Origin of the sequence: Anoxybacillus sp. J5B_2022 (assembly GCF_026847645.1) — a bacterium.
Classification (GTDB): domain Bacteria; phylum Bacillota; class Bacilli; order Bacillales; family Anoxybacillaceae; genus Anoxybacteroides.
In genome coordinates this window covers 1-16,923 of the sequence record NZ_JAPSMC010000004.1, presented here as the reverse complement: position 1 = coordinate 16,923, position 16,923 = coordinate 1, and the positions used below count along the sequence as shown (strand labels likewise).

Genomic DNA, 16,923 nt, shown 5'->3' with positions numbered 1-16,923 from the left:
CTTTTAATTGTCGAGATTTGACGAACGAATATTGTAGGAATATGCCTCCTTTTGCCGAATGGAGTAGGTGGGGGGTGATATAATGCAAGAAGATTTCCAACTGAATGAATCTGATATGATCTTCATTCAGAATTTAATCGAAGCGACCAGAAAAGATAAGGAATTGAAGAAGTTTATTGATTCTTACTTATTTGCTAAAAAATCTTCACTAAGTTTGGAGAATATCAATAGAAATATTAAGTCGTTGAAAAAGATGGATGATACTCAGCAGTTAATTGTTAAAGCAAGAGCAAGAGAGTTTTTGGAATTAAATGACCCATCAAAGCACCTAGGTACACTCGTTGGATTTTTTGGTATGATAATCGGTGTATACAAAGCACTAGCAGAGATATTTAAAATGATTGATTTTAAAATAGTTGATTCATCTTTGGTATTTTCATTTTTGGTACTTATAGTTAGTTTGATATTGGGGACATATGTTGGAAGGTTACTCATTAAAAATATGGAAACGCGTTCCACAGCATTGTTTTTTTACGAACTGATAAGTAATTTAAATTATGACATGAAAAATAAAGGCTGATAAGGAGTGGATTATTGATAACTTGATGTTTTGAAGGAAAAACTTTTGTTGATTTCTACTTAGGGAAAGGGGAAAGAATAGTTTGGACGAGGTAACAGCAGTTGCCCAAAAAACGATGTGGTTATTAGCTCTAAAACTTGTTTGGCTTATACTATTAATGTTTGTGTTTTATGCATCTGCTTTTTTCTTGGCAAGGTCAATTCGGTTGTCGCATAAGATAGCGAATACATTGGGGAGTTTTTCAAGCTTGATTGGATTTTATGTTTGGATTCAATATTTTCTTTCTTAACTGATTAGCATCCTTCGGGGTGCTTTTTTATTTTATGAAAGGAGCTGATATACATGCAAATCATTCGGGAAACGGCTACGCATATTCAAAAGTGGGATTCAGAAAACAAGCGAGTCGTAATGGAGCGAAAAGACGAGGTGGCAGAGAAGAAACCGGTACAAAACAAAACAACGACTAAAAACAAAGTAGCTGATAAATGATGCGGTATTGCAACTATAACGGCTGTAATCGTCGCATTGATCGTGGTTTGTATTGCGATGAACATAAGCCAAAGCGAAAGCATCAGTCGAAAAACAAGCCGTTCTACCGGTCGCCGGAGTGGCAGCGAATGCGTGAATATATTTACGAACGTGATGGAGGTTGCTGCAAAGAATGTGGACGATTTGTGTTTGGTAGGCAGGCGCACATCCATCATATTGTGCCGATAAGTGAAAATCCTTCCCTTAAACTCGATCCTAACAATCTCATTTTGCTTTGTGAATCGTGCCATAAGAAAGTTGAAGAAGGAAGTCGGAAGTGGGAAGATCGACCGTATTTCTTTTGTTGATATAATGTATATTTATTACATTTAGCCCCCCTACCCATGATTTTTGGTAGGTTGTGGGAAAAAGACCGCGGTCGGCCGTAAACGTGTGCCAAAATGAAATTTTCAAAGGGGGTGTGAAATTTGGATAAGAAAATAAAAACTGCAATGACGAAAAAACGAAAAAAAGAGAGGGAGCGAATTGTTGGTTTACTCAAAGAAAATGGCACTTATAACAAGTCGCTTGAACCGTTGCTGGAGTTGTACTTAGATGCCTACATGGTTTATTCGCAAGTGTATGAAAAGTGGCAAGAGGAAGGATTTCCTGCGACAAAATCACATACAAACAAGGCTGGTGCGACAAATGAAATGAAGCATCCACTTGCTCAGCAAACGGCCGATTGGAATACGAAAATGAGCAAGTTGTTGGAACAGTTAGGGTTGACACCAAAAACACAAAAACAGATTACTGGAGAAGTGGCAAACGCCACAACAGATGCTTTTCAAGCATTTGCGAATAAATGGGATTGATGCTCCATGATTGAACGTGGTGTAAATTACGCGGATCTGTTTGTAAAAAAGGTAAAGAGGAACAAGAAAAAATATCCCAAAACAGTGCTAAAAGCAGTAGAGCGTTATGAGCGCTGGAAAAAACGTAAAGATATTTGGCTAGATTTAGACGCAGCGAACAAGGCAATGGATTTTATGGAAACGTTCTGTATTTATGCAGAAGGCGAAGTTGCGGGTCAGCATTATGAATTGAAAGATTGGCAACGGTTTGCATTCACAAACATTTACGGTTGGAAAAAGAAAGACGATAACGGTCAAGATGTGCGAGTGATTCGTACAAGCTATATTCAAGTTCCGCGGAAAAATGAAAAAACAACGATTGCAGCTGGTGCGGCAACATATGCGTTATATGCAGACGGTGAGTTTGGTGCTGAATGTTATACAGCTGCGGTAGATAAAGAACAGGCGAACATATCTGCGAAAAAAATAGCGATTACGATTGAAAATAGCCCGGACTTGAATCAACGAACACAAATTTATAAGGGACCAAAAGGTGGCGTCAATGCGATCGTCTATTCTTTTACTGTCAATGGCAAGAAGTTTAAAAATACATTACAACCATTATCGCGAGAGACAAAAGGACTAGACGGAAAAAACCCTCATTTTGTCCTTTTAGACGAGGTGCATGCGCAAGGAAATGCGGATATGTACGATGTTTTAAAGTCTGGCATGGGTGCAAGGAGACAGCCGTTAATGATGATCGTTTCGACAGCTGGCAAAGGTACAACGTCTGTCGGTTTACAAATTTATGATTACTGCAAAAAGATTTTGAATGGTGAAATTGACGATGATTCTTGGTTTGTGCTCATTTATGAGCCAGATAAAGGCGATCGATGGGATGATCCTACAGTTTGGGCGAAAGTGAATCCAAACTACGGGATTTCGGTGAAAAAAGACTATTTGATGAATCAGTTTAAAGAGGCGCAAGTGTCCGCGGAAAGAAAAGATGAGTTTTTAGCAAAGCATTTAAACATTTTCGTTCGTTCTAGTGGTACTTATTTTGAAAGAGATATTGTTGAAAGATGCTTAGTCAATGACTTAGGCGATTTAACGGGCATGACGTGCGTGGTCGGTTTGGATTTATCGAAAACAACCGACTTAACGTGTGTGAGCTTAAACTTTCCTGTTGTAGACGAAAGCGGAAAAGCAAAATTGAAAGTAAAACAAATGTATTTTATTCCATCGGAAGGGCTAGAAGCTCGTGAAAAGATGGAGAACATCCCTTATCGCCATTTAGTGGAGCGTGGTTTTGTGACTTTGTGCGAGGGGAAAACGATCGATTACGATATGGTGTTTGAGTACATTAAGGAACAATCGCAAATGTATGATATTAAACAAATTAATTATGACCCAGCGCATGCAGTCAAGCTAGTTGAAAAGCTAGAAATGGAAGGTTTTGATTGCGTAGAAGTGCGGCAATATCCTTCCACACTTAATGCACCTTTCGATGATTTAGAAATTTTAATGTATGAGGGGCGCGTTGAAACCGATAATCCATTATTGATTTACTGTACCGAAAATGTCGTTGCTTTTATTAATACCCAAGGGCTCAAAGTACCATCTAAAAAGCAAAGTCAGTATAAAATTGATGGCTTTGTGGCCATGCTTACAGCTCATAAAGAAACGATGAACATGATGATAGATGTTAGTGAAGAAGAGTATATGGCAATGATCGAAGTGCTTTATAAGCGGTGAAGGAGGTGAGGATGATTGGGATTATGGCAGCGACTTGCTGGGTGGTTTAAACGCTCTAAATTCAATGTTTTTAACAACTTTTATTGGAACTACGGTGGTTATGTGACCGACGAAAACATCCTTCAATCCTCCGACATTTATAATTTGATGAAACTAATCAGTGACCAAATTGCGCTCACTGATTTTTTTATTGAGGACGAGGCAGGAAACGACGTTAGTGACCCATATACGTTACGGATTTTGCGCAATCCGAATCAATATTTGACTGAATTTGAAATGAAAAAGCTTATCGTCAACACGCTTTTAATACGTGGAAAAGTCTACATTTTCAAAAACGAAGATGAATGGCACGTATTAAACGGTGTCTACTCCGAATTGTTAGAGGACGGAAGCAAAATTTACAGCGTTGGTGGTGTTCAAATCCCTGCGGAAATGATTGTTCACGTCAAAAATATTGGGACAAATCATTTAGACGGTGTGGGATTGTTAGATTTAGCACGCCAAACGCTTGAAGGTGTCATGAATGCGGAAAACAGTTTAACAGACAAGTATCGAAAAGGCGGCTTGCTTGCGTATTTGCTGAAATTGGATACGCATATTGCACCGAATAACCAAGCACAAAATGCAATGATTATGGCCATTCTTGACAAGTTAGAACAGACTGGACAAGGGAATAAAATTCAGCTAATTCCACTTAGCAAAGGATATGAGATTGAAGCGTTACAAAGTCCAGTGGATGACGAGAAAATCCTTAAATATCTTTCGGTGTACAAAAAAGACTTAGGCAAATTTTTTGGTGTGGACTTGGAACATTTGCTTGAGTTGCAAAAGACGGATATGGAGCAATTCATGATGATGCTTTATACGACTGTACTGCGTCCGATTATAAAAAATCTTGAGCAGCACTTGTCAAAGTTATTTTTCCCTCAAGGCGGGCGCCGGATTCGCTTCAAGATTAACCCGTTAGATTATGTGACAATGAAAACGAAAACGGACATTGCTTACAACTTGGTGCGAACGTCCATTGCGACACCGAACGATGCGCGCGAAATGCTTGGATTTGATCGTTTAGAGCAAGAAGAAGCGAAAAAACTATACATTTCAAAAGATTTAATCGGTCTCGATAATCTGGAGGCGACGTTAAAAAAGGTGATTAAAGGAGGTGAGACGCCATGAATGAGAAAGAAAAGCGAATTTTTACGCTCTCGAACATTGAAATACGCGCTGGAACCGAAGGAAGCTCGCAAGTCATTGAAGGATATGCGAGCATTTTTGATTCTCCGACGATGATTGGTGATATGTTTCAAGAAACGATTGCGAAAGGAGCATTTGCCAAATCATTAACGGGAAAAGCGGATGTCCGTGCGCTCTTTAACCATAATTGGGATTATGTTTTAGGGCGGACGAAAAGCGGTACGCTTACGCTTGACGAAGATGAGAAAGGGTTGAAATTTCGTGTCACGCCACCAGATACGAGTTGGGCAAAAGATTTAATGATTTCTATGCAACGCGGTGATATCAATCAATGCTCATTTGGATTTCAAGTCGTTCGGGATTCATGGAACTGGGACGTAGAGCCAGCACAGCGAACGATTCAAGAAGTAAAGCTTTATGAAATTAGCATTGTCAGCCTTCCAGCTTATGAGGATACAGAAGCATATGTCCGCGATCGGTTCACAGAACAGCGCGAACTTCATTATGAAAGACAAAAACTAATTAAACAAATTGAGGAGGCGTTAAAGCGATGAAAAAGTATTTATTACGGCGTAAAGCACAATTGGAAAAACGATTAAAACAGCTTAAAGAGTTATTAGAAAAAGGTTCCGAAACTCGTTCGATGGAAGAAGTACAGGCAGAAGTCGATGAATTGACAGCTGATTTAGATGCGGTAAACGAGGCTCTCGTAGAGTTTGATGAGACAGACGATAATACTGAAAACGGAGCTGGTGAAGGAGAAGAAGATGACGAGAACGAGGACGATGAAGAACAAGACGGGGGTGAGGGAGAAAAACGCTCCATCTTAACGCAAGAGCAGCGTGCTGGCTTAACAAATATGATTAATCAATCTCTTTCCTCTCGTGTCCAAGTAAAAACAAATGAAATGAAAACGCGCAATGCCTTCTGCCGATATCTTGTAGGGCAAATTAGTGAAAGTGAAGCGCGGGCAATGGGAGTTCAGACGCACGGCGGCAATGTACTTGTTCCAGAGTCGTTGGCGAAAGAAATTATTGCCTATGCCCAAGAAGAAAACTTGTTACGAAAATACGGGAAGGTTGTACAAACAAAAGGGACACAGGGCTTTCCTATTTTAATTAAAAAAGCGAAAGCAAACCGTGTGAAAACAGAGCGTGCATTGAACCAACCAATCCCAGAGACGGATATTGAATTTGATGAGTACTATTTGAATCCAACGGAAACGGATGCGCTTGTGCTTGTCACAAAGAAACTTCTTGCCATGAGCGAGATGAATGTAGAACGAATCGTTATGGACGAATTAAAGAAAGCTTACGTGCGTGAAGAAGCTGAGTTTTTCTTCAATAGCGCTGACAATCCTGGCGCGTTGCTTCGCAAGGCAGTAGCTTTTACACCGACAGCAACAGACATTTACGACAAGTTTGTGCAACTGAAAAACAGTTTGCCAACGTCCATGCTTAAAAATGCGCGTTGGATGATTAATCGTGCTGCATTAACGGCAATCGAAACGATTAAAACGGCAGATGGCTTCCCACTTTTGCGCCCAGATATCGGACTAGAAGGTGGCTTCGGCTATCGCTTACTCGGTTTCCCGGTTGATGTGACAGATTTCGTGGATGCAGGTACACCAAACATTCAACGCCTGTATTTTGGTGACTTTTCAACGTTCTACATTCAAGATGTTATTGGTACGATGGAAGTGACGAAATTAATTGAAAAATATGCAGATACAAACCATGTCGGTTTTAAAATTTGGCATCTAAACGACGGTCAGCTTGTCTACGGTCCGTTTGAGCCATCTGTCTTTAAGCTTGAGCTAAATGCATAAGCTGGTGAAGAGATATGGGAGTCTCTGTTGACATGTTAAAGGAACATTTACGAATTGACGGGAGCATGGAAGACACCATGCTCTCTTTCTATTTAGAAACAGCCAAAAAGTATGTAAAAAATGCGACGGGAACGGAAGCAGATCATTTAGTACTCATCGTCGCTTCTATTTTTTACGAATATCGGGTGAGCGAAGAAGAAATGGAAAAAGCCCTTCATGCGTTGACGCCATTTTTTGTGCAGGAGGCAATGATAAATGGCGCGACGACTGACTAACCAATTTAAACATCGAATTACAATCCAGCAGCGAGCAGAGGAACAAAACGAAAATGGCTTTTCGTCAGAGGAATGGCAAGACCGTCATCACTTATGGGCAGCAATCAAAACGTTGCGTGGGCGAGAGTATTACGAAGCGGCGACAACGCAAAACGAAAATACAGTTCGTTTTGTCGTGCGCTACACAGCGGGGATTACACCCGATATGCGTATTCAATATAAAGGACGCACGTTTGAAATTTTGTCTGTCATTAATGATGATGAGCGTAATGTCACGATGACGATTGTGGCAAAGGAAGTGATGTGATGGGCTTTAAGTTAGAGGGAATGCAAGAGTTGTTAAAGAAGTTGGAGACGTTGGGGAACGAAGCTGAGCAAGTCAAACAAGAAGCACTTATTGCCGGTGCAAAGGTGGTTCAGCAAGCAGCCTCACAGAAAGCACCACGAGATACGGGGAAACTCGCCGAAAACATTGTGATTTCTGATATGAAAGAAGATGGAACTGTCGATATCGGACCGGATCGCGATCGTTTTTACGGACTGTTTGTCGAATTTGGTCGAAAAGCAGGGGCGAAGAAAGGACGAAAATATCCGAAAGCAGACCCTCATCCCTTTTTGCAGCCAGCTTTTGAGGAGAACATTGATCGGGTGCAGGATGAAATGGCTGATGTCATCCGGCGGGAGTTGAGGCTATGAGCTTAAATAAGATGATCATTGACACACTAAAACCTCTCGGTGTTCCAGTCGCGTTTCAAACGTATGAGGGAAAAGAAAAGACGTATATTACCTTCTTTGAATACAATCAGTTTTCAGCGCTGAATGCGGACGATGAAGAACAACAAACGGCACACTTTTTTCAAATTGACATTTGGAGTAAGACGGACTATACCGATCTAACGCAACAAGTCAAAGAAAGAATGATAGCAGCAGGATTTCGTCGCACATCGGAAGTGGATTTATTCGAACAAGAAACAAAAACATACCATAAAGCAATTCGATTTTCTTATGTTTGTTAGGAGGGAATACGATGGCAGTAATCGGTTTGAAACATCCATATGTAGCTAAGTTGATTAAGGACAATTTCACTGGGGTTCAGTACGATACGCCGAAGCGGTTGGCGAAGGCGATTGAAGCAAAAATTAGCCCGAAGGTAAACACAGAAACGTTGTATGCGGATGACGGACCAGCTGAAGTTGCTTCGTCTCTTGGTGAAATTGAAGTAGAAATCGGAGTGGATGACATTTCAACAGAGATGCAGGCATTTTTGTTAGGCGCAACGATTAATGATGATGGCGTCGTTATTCAAAAAAGCGACGATACAGCACCATATGTCGCACTTGGGTTTATTCTTCCTCTTTCGAACGGGGGACAGAAATATGTGTGGCTGTATAAAGGGAAATTTGAATTGCCTGAAGAGCAATACAAAACAAAAGGAGATAAAGTTGAATTTCAGACACCGACGCTAAAAGGGAAATTTGTAAAACGAGAATTCGATGAGGCTTGGAAAGCATCGGTCAATACGAAAGATCAAGGTGTTGATCCAGCAGTAATTCAAAATTGGTTTAGTGCTGTATATCAAGAAACAACAACGCCATAAGGGAAAGGGGAAGCCCTTTCTCTTTCAAATTCATAACATGGAGGAATGAATATGCAAGTTACATTATTAATCAATGGCCAAGAAAAAACATTTACCGTTCCGTTCGTAAAGGCGCGTATGTTTCGTCGCGCATTGGAACTACGTAAAAAATATGACTTTAACAATATTGATGTGGAGGCGCTGGATTCCATCATTGCCTTCATCGTCGAATTGTTTAACGGGCAATTTACGGTCGATGAATTTTACGATGGCATTGCGGCGGATCGCCTCATTCCAACCATTTCAGATTGTATGAACAAAGTCATTGGAGTGGCGAAAACGAATGACCCAAACGTGTAACGGGGTCTGAAATGGACCCATATGACGCGGTGAAAGAGTTTTACCTAACGCACATTAAGAACGGAATACCGATGTACCTCGTGGATGAGATGGACATCGGCTTTTATTTTGAGCTTCTGGACTATGCGGAGGAAAAAGAGACGCGAAAAGAACGGCTGATGATTGAGCAGTTGTTGTAAAGGTGGTGAAACGATGGCGGAAGTTGGTACGTTGCGAGTGTCGCTTGGTTTAGATAGCGCAAATTTTACGACGAGCATTGAGGCAGTCAATCGCAAGCTGAGGCTTGTTGACGCTGAGTTTAAAGCGGCTACCGGTGGGGTGAAGGATTTTGAAAATGGTTTGGAAGGATTGCAAATTAAAGCGGAATCCCTCACACAAAAGCTACAGTTACACGAGGCGAAAGTCGCTGAGTTAAAGCGCAGATATGAAGAAAGTGCGCAAACGAAAGGAAAAGACGCAGCTGAAACCGAGAAGCTTCTTATTGCCTATAACAAAGCTGTCGCAGAGATGAAAAAGACCGAGGCGCAGCTGCAGCAGACAAATAAAGAGATTGAAAGGCAAACGAACGGCTTTACTAAGCTGGAGCAAGCGGTAACACAAAGTTTACAAAAAATTGACCAGCAGTTGAAAGTGATTGACTCCGAATTTCGCGCTGCAACAGCAGGTATCGAAAATTTTGGCTCAACGTCTGAACAATTGCGTACGAAAGCAAATAGTTTGGCTCAAACACTTGAACTACAGAAAACGAAAGTATCGGAATTAAAGCGACTATATGATGAAAGCGTAAAGGCAAAAGGAGCGGATGCGAAGGAAACAAATGACCTCATAATTGCCTACAATAAAGCGACCGCGGAAATGAAAGAAACTGAGGCGCAACTACGACAACTAAACCAAACGATTCAACAACAAGAAACAGCTTGGGGGCAACTACAAACAAAACTGAACGAAACAGGGCAGCGGTTGCAAGACGTCGGAAATAATCTTCAATCATCGGGAGCGCAAATTGCTGCATCATTCGGTGTAGCAAGCGCCGCAATTAGTGGTGCATTAGGTGTTTCTGTCAAAAAATCGATGGATTTTGAAGCGCAATTGTCTCGGGTAGGGGCGATTGCAGGGGCGACGCCGAATGAATTAGAGAAACTCAAACAGGCTGCTCTTGATCTTGGTTCATCGACGTCTAAGTCAGCTACTGAGGTTGCACAAGGTATGGAAATCATGGGCGCGATGGGGTACAACACGAATCAAATTCTCGCAGCTATGCCTGGTATCATAGCTGCAGCAGAAGCATCCGGGGAGGACATGGCGCTTGTTGCTGACACAGTATCATCAGCACTCAATGCATTTGGTCTCGAAGCAGGAGAGGCGTCAAGAGTAGCGGATGTTCTAGCGCAAGCTGCAAACGACTCTGCAGCAGGTGTGCAGGATATGCAGTACACGTTCAAGTATGCAGCCCCAATTGCAAAAACATTAGGTATTTCCCTTGAGGAACTTGCGGCAGCAACAGAAATTATGGCCAATAACGGTATCCGTGGCGAGCAGGCTGGTACAACATTGCGTGGTGCGCTCATTCGATTATCGGATCCCCCAAAGGAGGCACGAGAGGCATTAGCTTCATTAGGCATTCAAGTGACGGATGCGCAAGGAAGAATGTTACCTTTTGGCGATATTATTGGACAGCTTTCTGAGAAAACAAAAAATATGAGTAATGCCCAAAAACTTGCGGCACTTTCAACTATTTTCGGAACAGAAGCAGCAAGTGGTATGTTGACGGTGATTGAAGCTGGGCCACAAAAACTAGACTCTTTGACAAAATCCCTTCAAAACTCAAGCGGGGCGTCAAAAGAAGCGGCCGAAAAAATGAAGGATAACTTAAAGGGGGCTCTTGAGGAACTAGGCGGCGCTATTGAAACCGCACAAATTTCTATTGGAGATGCGTTAGCTCCAGCAATACGTATCGTTGCTGAGGCTCTACAAGGTCTATTTAATGCTTTTAACAGCTTACCAACAGGTATGCAGCAATTTATCGTAATCGGAGCGGCTATTTCAGCTGTTTTGCTCGGGATCGTTGCATCCATTGGCATTGTATTGTCGATTGTAGGAACTGCCATGCAAGGATTTGGAGCGTTGGCAGGCGTGCTGGCTAGCGCTGGTGGAATGGCAGGAGTTTTTTCAAGTGCGATAGCTGCTATTACTGGTCCGATCGGAATTGCAATCGGAGCAATTGCCGGATTAGTAGCTATCGGTGTTGTGCTATATAAGAATTGGGATGAAATCAAAGAGTTTTTGTCGGCAACATGGGAAGGAATAAAAGCAGTAGCTGTGGCGGTCTGGGATGGGCTAAAAACGTATTTTACAACGGTCTTTAACATTTATAAAACGATTTTTACAACCGTATGGGAAGGTATTAAAACGGTAGTCACAACCGTTTGGGAAGGACTAAAAACGGCGGCCACAGCCATTTTTGAGGGGATAAAAGCGTATTTTACGACTGTACTCAATATATACAAAACGATTTTTACGACTGTTTGGAACGTCATTAAGACAACTGTTATCGCCGTTTGGGATGGGTTAAAAACAACAGCAACGACTATTTTTAATGCGATAGCGTCATTTTTATCAAATTTATGGGATGGCGTAAAAAATACTGCTACTAATGTGTGGAACACGATCAAAATTAGCGTTAGCAATATCGTTAGTGGTTTATCTTCTGCCGTACAAAACACATTCAACAGCTTAAGAAGCGCGGTTTCTAATATCTTTGGTGGTGTAAGAGACACGTTAATCAGCATATGGGAAGGAATCAAAAATACGGCAAGAGGCTGGGCAAGTAGTTTTGTAGAAATCGGGAAAGACTTGCTTCGTGGTATATGGAACGGTATGAGTAGCATGGCAGATTGGTTATGGGATAAGGTTAGATCTATGCTCTCTGGGCTAACAGACAAAATCAAAAACTTTTTCGGCATTCGCAGTCCGAGTCGTTTGTTTGCGGAATATGGCGGATATTTGTCACAAGGTTTAGCAATCGGTATTACTGACGATGCAAAGCTCGCTGAGAATAGCGTTGTTGATATGGCAAAACGAGTAGCAAAAGCCGGTCAACAAATCGGCAACATCGCCCTGCCAAGTATAAAGCCAGCGGCGATTCAGCATGTTGTTGAAACGAATGTGGTTGGTGATATGGCAAAGGACAGGCAGACTGAAGGAGTGACAATTGTCATTGAAAATATGATTGTACGAAATGACAGGGATATCATTCGATTTAGCCGTGAATTAGAAAATTTAAGGCGTATAAGTAAGCGGAGTCGAGGAGAGCGATTATGAAATATTTTGTTTTAGATGGAAAGAGCAGCAAGGATTTTTCCTTACGCATTTCTCATGTTTCACGATCTGTATTACCTGAAATACGTGACCACTATGAACAAATCCCAGGGCGACATGGATCATACCTTTTCCCACAGCCCTTCGGCGATCGAATTGTGAGTGTGTCTTGTTTGCTAAAAACGCATGAAAAATCGGAGAGGATGCAGACGATAACCCGTATAAGTGCTTGGCTATCATCCGATAGAAAAAGAATGCTTGTATTTAGTGATGAACCAAATGTTTTTTATATGGGGAAAGTGAAATCCTCACCCAATTTTGAAGAAATATTTACTTTTGGTAAATTAACCATTGAATTCGTTTGTGATCCATTCAAATATGCAATGGAGGCTCAAGAGATCTTATTTGAAATGGACTCCAATAGTGTGCAGTACATTTCAAACGGCGGAACGGCAGAAACTTATCCCTCTGTTGTGATTCAAGCGGCGTATGGGGAAATCCAAAACCCTAAAATCACAATCAATGACAAATATTTGTTGTATAGCGGCGTTCTAACACCTAACTCTTCAATTGAAATCAACACGGAGAGCTTTTTAGCAACGAAAAGCATGGAACGAGATATTGTCACAACCGGAGCATATGACACTGCGGAAAATAATATTCTTTCGATGATTGATGGCGAATTCGGGGCGTTTTTTCCTGGCGGCAACACATTGGCATATAGTAGCGCAAATGGACGGAAGGCTCGAATTCGTCTTGTTTGGCAAGAACGATATCTATAAGGAGGATAACGCATGCCACAGCAAAACGGGAGATTGAATACAGATTTAGACAATAAACTGACCTCATCATATTATGATGGCGCCAAGTGGCACATGTTCATGAAGGCGTTGAATGGGGATATCGAGGCGCTGGGCTCGACAACCGATCCAGCTACAGCACAAACAGTCATTGGGTTGCTGAAAGCGTTAATCGCGAAGCTACCGAGCACGCTACAAAACGATGCCTTTAAAAGCGTCTTGAGTGCGCCGATTCCCACCGGAACGAATAAAATCGGGTCTGTTGATATAGCTAATAGCCCAACCGTTCGTGTAGACAGTGCAACAGCGGTAAATGTTAATATGGCCGGTGCCCTGCCTGCTGGGAGCAACAAAATCGGGTCCGTAGACATCGCGAATAATCCGACTGTCCGCGTAGATAGTGCAACGCCGGTCAATGTGAGTATTGCGCAACCGTCTGTGTTACAAATAGCGAAAGTGTCGCCAACGAACATGAAATCAGTAGTTAAGTCGGCGGGGAGCGCTAATACAAGCGAGTTGATTATATCCTTGTCGTCTGTACAAGGACGGATTGTAGAATATATCATCACCGCCGATGCAACAAACACAGCTCCTGTTTACATTGGTGAAAATGGTATCGACAGCACGAAAGGAATCCCTTTAGCTCCTGGACAACAATTCCGTTTGGAATACGGAAAGGAGCTATATTTTTATGCTCAAAATACGACAGATAAAATCAGGGTAACAGTGATCAGTGCAACATAAAGGGGCGTATGTATACGCCTTTTTTTTTTATATTTTTTAGGGAGAGGGGGGAGTATCTTACGTGATTTTGTCTGAATTGAACAAACTATTTCAAGAACAGCAATGGAATCAAGGAACGACCAACAACCTTGTTTTAAGTCCGAACGGTCTCACGCTTGAAAGATATCAAGTGAGCGGGATTGGTACGGTTATAGATGATTTTGAGGGTGAACAGCGGAAATTTACGTTCAAAGGCGATTGGCAGCGAACAACCGCGCGGAAGGCAAGCGGATCATATTCTTACACCAATAAAGATATAGGGGACAACCAAGCAAGCGCGACGGAAATAACCATTAGTTTGCCGCAGGGCGGGCGTATTGAATTTGACTATTTAGTTAGTAGTGGAAGCGGTTATGATTATTTAAGGTTTTATATTAACGGCGTAGAACAATTTAAAGACAGCGGCAATAATACAAGTTTTAAACACTTTGCAAAAGATTTAACATCGGGGACATATACATTTAAATGGCAGTATAGCAAAGATGGAAGCGTAAGCAGCAATGATGACCAAGCGTATATTGATAATCTTTCCATCACTGGCGTAGATACAACGATGACAAAGTATCGAACAAGAGGGACTTGGCTTGCCGCGATTACGAATGATATGGTGCGAAATGTAACGGGAAGTCGAGTGATAATTGACTATGAAGTGCCAGTAGGTACGGCCGTAATCGTAGAAGTATCGACAGACCAAGAAGAATGGTATGAAGTTGTCAATGGTGGAGAATTGCCGAATGAGATACAAAATTTTCAACGACTAATGATTAGGGCGACGCTACAAACACAAAATGAGCAGGTAACTCCGATACTAAAAAGCATAGGTATATCTATATGGGAAGAAGCAAGAGGTGTTCGAACGCTAGGACGTCACTCGAATGTGTATCGAGATATTATACGCGTATATACGCTTGATGGAAGTCTTGCTGCGTATCTAGAAAACGCGAAGAACATCTATATCGACGACTTCCTAAATGACAAATCCATTTTATATTTTGAAATGCCGTTCAATGATCCAAAAACGAGACTCATTCAGTACGATGGGCAACTAGTTTATAAAAATCGGCGCTACATTGTCACAGAAATTGAGGATGGTATGGATGAAGATGGGCAGTTTACTTTTGCTGTCACGGCGGAATTGGCGTATATTGAATTACTTAACAGGGTTTTTCCTACAATCGAAATCAATACAGAAGAATTGAGGAATGGACTGAGCAAAATTTTGATCGGAACTGACTGGAAAGTAGGTATCATCGAAACAGGATATGAAGATGAAGTGTTCAGCCTGAAAGAAAGTCGAAAAACAGCTCTTTGGCTTGTTCGACAAGTAGCCAAAATTGTTGGTCTGGAAATTCAGTGGGATAGTATGAACCGACTGGTGCATTTCGTGAAGCGGATCGGCAGCAATCGTGGTGCATCTTTTCGCTACCGAAAAAATCTCAAGAGTGTTAAGAGAACCATCACTCCACCGGAGGCGACAGTCATCATCCCATACGGAAAAAATGGGCTGACAATCGCAGACGTGAACGATGGAAAAAACTATGTAGAAAATTACGATTGGTACGTTTCACAAGGCGTGCCACTTTCAGAAGCCCGTCAGAAATACAGAAAAGAATACATCCTTGAAGATGAACGATTCATCTTGCCCGGCAACTTGAAGAGGTATGCCGAGGACATGCTCAAGGAAATGGCTTTCCCGCGGATCAGCTACCAAGTCACGGTATTAGATTTATCCGCGATCACCGGCCTAGAGGAAGACCGGTTTTATCTAGGCGACGATGTGAGAATATACAACGAGGACCTAAATTTAGATGTTACAACGCGGATTTTACGCATGAAGGTTTACCCGCAGGAACCGTGGAGGAACGAGGTAGAGCTGGGCTTTTTGGAGCCAGGTTTAGGGGATGTGTCAAGTGAGAGTATCAGTAGCGACGTACAAGCGGCGCAGCCCGATTTGCTTTTTGCAACGTCCGGGGCCGCGAAAACGATAGGGACGAGCCCGCTTTTCCCGTTGCAAATAAGCATAACGAATTTTGGTAGCACTAACGCCCAAATTGGCTTAATGTTAATTTGCGAGGCAAAGACAGCGTTAACCGTTACAGTTAAAATAATGATGAACGGTACCGACATAGGGCCGCCGATCAAACAATATATGCCGGCGGGTTGGCATAGTATAGGGCTGCCGTTTATCATTGCGCAAATGCCAAGCGGTACCGGTATGCTAGAAATACAAATGTTTACAAGTACAGGCACGATCGACATACCACAAGACGGCCTGCAAATGTTTGTATATGCACAAAACTTGTTAGGCGGTCTATCGTCTGAAGTACCGCGGCCGAGCATTGCGGAAATGTATAGTTTTAATAAAGCAAGTTACACGACGATCCAAACGCACCAAGCCGTCACTATTGCTTTGGATGGCCCGGACCGCGTGAATGTAGGAGAACACCACAGCCTAGAATATGAAAACAGCATAGCTACACATGCAGCGATCAATATAACCAAACGATAAAGGAGGTAAAACTATGATCCGACAAAGTAAAGCGACAAAACGTAATTTTTTAACCGGCGAAGCGATCGAAATAATTAAAGAAAAGCCTATAAAAGGCGTTAGGGGAGTTCACACTATCGAATTATTTGACGCTTTAACCGGCAAGTTAGTCGAACGGGTAGAAAGTGAAAACTTTATCTCTAAAGTCATGGAAGAACTACAACGACAAGCCGCTTTATTTGCTTTTCTTACTGATTCGATAGAATATGCGAGCGGATCATTTATTAAATACTACGGACCGCTTTATAATTTAGCGAGGTATGATGTAGTATTTAAAAACCCAGATATGTCTTGGTATACTGTTGGCGATTTTCCTATGAGTTGGTTAGTTTTAACTGATTACGACGGCCCGGAAGATCCCGAAAACGAAATTATTATGCGGGGGCGCATTATCGGATATGCCGACCGATATAACACATATGTAGGTAGTGACACTAAACTCGGATCATTAAACACCGCAGAAAGTTTTGTAGAGCCTCAACATATTCATTTAGTTTACGATTGGCCGACACATGCGGCGAACGGAACTTTTCAAAGTGTTTATTGGAATTACCATTATGAAAGAAATACTTCTATAGCGGTTA

Annotated in this window: 20 protein-coding genes; all 20 read left to right on the top strand. The window is 41.9% G+C overall.

Going from position 1 to position 16,923, the window contains the following annotated elements:
• Nucleotides 1–82 precede the first annotated feature (82 nt).
• Entirely contained in the window at nt 83–580 is a 498-nt protein-coding gene (locus M4I42_RS01880) for a hypothetical protein (protein WP_021095446.1), read from the top strand.
• Between the two features lie 342 nt (nt 581–922).
• A complete protein-coding gene (locus tag M4I42_RS01875; RefSeq protein WP_157667395.1) occupies nt 923–1,069 on the top strand; it encodes a hypothetical protein in 147 nt (48 codons plus the stop codon).
• Nucleotides 1,069–1,416, top strand: coding sequence for an HNH endonuclease (locus tag M4I42_RS01870; RefSeq protein WP_081253696.1), 348 nt, complete (start codon nt 1,069–1,071; stop codon nt 1,414–1,416). Before M4I42_RS01875 ends, M4I42_RS01870 begins: the two co-directional genes overlap by 1 nt.
• A gap of 120 nt (nt 1,417–1,536) precedes the next feature.
• A complete protein-coding gene (locus M4I42_RS01865; RefSeq protein WP_268850566.1) occupies nt 1,537–1,923 on the top strand; it encodes a phage terminase small subunit P27 family in 387 nt (128 codons plus the stop codon).
• A 6-nt stretch (nt 1,924–1,929) separates the two neighbouring features.
• Entirely contained in the window at nt 1,930–3,657 is a 1,728-nt protein-coding gene (locus M4I42_RS01860) for a terminase large subunit (protein WP_268850565.1), read from the top strand.
• A 15-nt stretch (nt 3,658–3,672) separates the two neighbouring features.
• Nucleotides 3,673–4,833 (top strand): phage portal protein, encoded by a 1,161-nt coding sequence (locus tag M4I42_RS01855; RefSeq protein ID WP_268850564.1) that lies wholly within the window; start codon nt 3,673–3,675, stop codon nt 4,831–4,833.
• The gene (locus tag M4I42_RS01850; RefSeq protein ID WP_192952951.1) at nt 4,830–5,405 is read left to right on the top strand and encodes an HK97 family phage prohead protease; all 576 of its coding nucleotides are present in this window, start codon (nt 4,830–4,832) and stop codon (nt 5,403–5,405) included. Before M4I42_RS01855 ends, M4I42_RS01850 begins: the two co-directional genes overlap by 4 nt.
• Nucleotides 5,402–6,679 carry a phage major capsid protein gene (locus tag M4I42_RS01845; protein ID WP_268850563.1) on the top strand — a complete coding sequence of 426 codons (1,278 nt, stop codon included), beginning with the start codon at nt 5,402–5,404 and terminating at the stop codon, nt 6,677–6,679. The genes M4I42_RS01850 and M4I42_RS01845 overlap by 4 nt, the downstream gene beginning before the upstream one ends.
• 32 nt (nt 6,680–6,711) lie before the next feature.
• The gene (locus M4I42_RS01840) at nt 6,712–6,954 is read left to right on the top strand and encodes a head-tail connector protein (RefSeq protein WP_268850562.1); all 243 of its coding nucleotides are present in this window, start codon (nt 6,712–6,714) and stop codon (nt 6,952–6,954) included.
• A complete protein-coding gene (locus tag M4I42_RS01835) occupies nt 6,935–7,261 on the top strand; it encodes a phage head closure protein (protein ID WP_268850561.1) in 327 nt (108 codons plus the stop codon). Before M4I42_RS01840 ends, M4I42_RS01835 begins: the two co-directional genes overlap by 20 nt.
• The gene (locus M4I42_RS01830; RefSeq protein WP_044744871.1) at nt 7,261–7,650 is read left to right on the top strand and encodes an HK97-gp10 family putative phage morphogenesis protein; all 390 of its coding nucleotides are present in this window, start codon (nt 7,261–7,263) and stop codon (nt 7,648–7,650) included. Before M4I42_RS01835 ends, M4I42_RS01830 begins: the two co-directional genes overlap by 1 nt.
• A complete protein-coding gene (gp17, locus tag M4I42_RS01825; protein ID WP_044744872.1) occupies nt 7,647–7,970 on the top strand; it encodes a tail completion protein gp17 in 324 nt (107 codons plus the stop codon). Before M4I42_RS01830 ends, gp17 begins: the two co-directional genes overlap by 4 nt.
• Nucleotides 7,971–7,981: 11 nt before the next feature.
• A complete protein-coding gene (locus tag M4I42_RS01820) occupies nt 7,982–8,551 on the top strand; it encodes a major tail protein (protein ID WP_268850560.1) in 570 nt (189 codons plus the stop codon).
• Nucleotides 8,552–8,602: 51 nt separating this feature from the next.
• Nucleotides 8,603–8,890, top strand: coding sequence for a phage tail assembly chaperone G (gene gpG / locus M4I42_RS01815; RefSeq protein ID WP_268850559.1), 288 nt, complete (start codon nt 8,603–8,605; stop codon nt 8,888–8,890).
• 11 nt (nt 8,891–8,901) lie between these two features.
• Nucleotides 8,902–9,069 (top strand): hypothetical protein, encoded by a 168-nt coding sequence (locus M4I42_RS01810; RefSeq protein WP_155732709.1) that lies wholly within the window; start codon nt 8,902–8,904, stop codon nt 9,067–9,069.
• A gap of 13 nt (nt 9,070–9,082) precedes the next feature.
• Nucleotides 9,083–12,211, top strand: coding sequence for a phage tail tape measure protein (locus tag M4I42_RS01805; RefSeq protein ID WP_268850558.1), 3,129 nt, complete (start codon nt 9,083–9,085; stop codon nt 12,209–12,211).
• Nucleotides 12,208–12,990, top strand: a complete 783-nt coding sequence (locus M4I42_RS01800; protein ID WP_268850557.1) for a distal tail protein Dit — start codon at nt 12,208–12,210, stop codon at nt 12,988–12,990. The genes M4I42_RS01805 and M4I42_RS01800 overlap by 4 nt, the downstream gene beginning before the upstream one ends.
• Before the next feature lie 99 nt (nt 12,991–13,089).
• The gene (locus M4I42_RS01795) at nt 13,090–13,752 is read left to right on the top strand and encodes a hypothetical protein (protein WP_268850556.1); all 663 of its coding nucleotides are present in this window, start codon (nt 13,090–13,092) and stop codon (nt 13,750–13,752) included.
• A 61-nt stretch (nt 13,753–13,813) separates the two neighbouring features.
• Nucleotides 13,814–16,300 carry a phage tail protein gene (locus M4I42_RS01790; protein WP_268850555.1) on the top strand — a complete coding sequence of 829 codons (2,487 nt, stop codon included), beginning with the start codon at nt 13,814–13,816 and terminating at the stop codon, nt 16,298–16,300.
• Nucleotides 16,301–16,313: 13 nt separating this feature from the next.
• Nucleotides 16,314–16,923: hypothetical protein (locus tag M4I42_RS01785; RefSeq protein WP_268850554.1), on the top strand; the 610-nt coding region annotated here is incomplete at its 3' end.

What these genes read in the sequence shown, in the direction of transcription:
- M4I42_RS01860 (WP_268850565.1), top strand. Translation starts at nt 1,930, where the DNA reads ATGATTGAACGTGGTGTAAATTACGCGGATCTGTTTGTAAAAAAGGTA.
- M4I42_RS01835 (WP_268850561.1), top strand. Translation starts at nt 6,935, where the DNA reads ATGGCGCGACGACTGACTAACCAATTTAAACATCGAATTACAATCCAG.
- M4I42_RS01845 (WP_268850563.1), top strand. Translation starts at nt 5,402, where the DNA reads ATGAAAAAGTATTTATTACGGCGTAAAGCACAATTGGAAAAACGATTA.
- M4I42_RS01875 (WP_157667395.1), top strand. Translation starts at nt 923, where the DNA reads ATGCAAATCATTCGGGAAACGGCTACGCATATTCAAAAGTGGGATTCA.
- M4I42_RS01810 (WP_155732709.1), top strand. Translation starts at nt 8,902, where the DNA reads ATGGACCCATATGACGCGGTGAAAGAGTTTTACCTAACGCACATTAAG.
- M4I42_RS01800 (WP_268850557.1), top strand. Translation starts at nt 12,208, where the DNA reads ATGAAATATTTTGTTTTAGATGGAAAGAGCAGCAAGGATTTTTCCTTA.
- M4I42_RS01795 (WP_268850556.1), top strand. Translation starts at nt 13,090, where the DNA reads ATGAAGGCGTTGAATGGGGATATCGAGGCGCTGGGCTCGACAACCGAT.
- M4I42_RS01880 (WP_021095446.1), top strand. Translation starts at nt 83, where the DNA reads ATGCAAGAAGATTTCCAACTGAATGAATCTGATATGATCTTCATTCAG.
- M4I42_RS01840 (WP_268850562.1), top strand. Translation starts at nt 6,712, where the DNA reads ATGTTAAAGGAACATTTACGAATTGACGGGAGCATGGAAGACACCATG.
- M4I42_RS01805 (WP_268850558.1), top strand. Translation starts at nt 9,083, where the DNA reads ATGGCGGAAGTTGGTACGTTGCGAGTGTCGCTTGGTTTAGATAGCGCA.
- M4I42_RS01850 (WP_192952951.1), top strand. Translation starts at nt 4,830, where the DNA reads ATGAATGAGAAAGAAAAGCGAATTTTTACGCTCTCGAACATTGAAATA.
- M4I42_RS01870 (WP_081253696.1), top strand. Translation starts at nt 1,069, where the DNA reads ATGCGGTATTGCAACTATAACGGCTGTAATCGTCGCATTGATCGTGGT.
- M4I42_RS01820 (WP_268850560.1), top strand. Translation starts at nt 7,982, where the DNA reads ATGGCAGTAATCGGTTTGAAACATCCATATGTAGCTAAGTTGATTAAG.
- M4I42_RS01830 (WP_044744871.1), top strand. Translation starts at nt 7,261, where the DNA reads ATGGGCTTTAAGTTAGAGGGAATGCAAGAGTTGTTAAAGAAGTTGGAG.
- gp17 (WP_044744872.1), top strand. Translation starts at nt 7,647, where the DNA reads ATGAGCTTAAATAAGATGATCATTGACACACTAAAACCTCTCGGTGTT.
- gpG (WP_268850559.1), top strand. Translation starts at nt 8,603, where the DNA reads ATGCAAGTTACATTATTAATCAATGGCCAAGAAAAAACATTTACCGTT.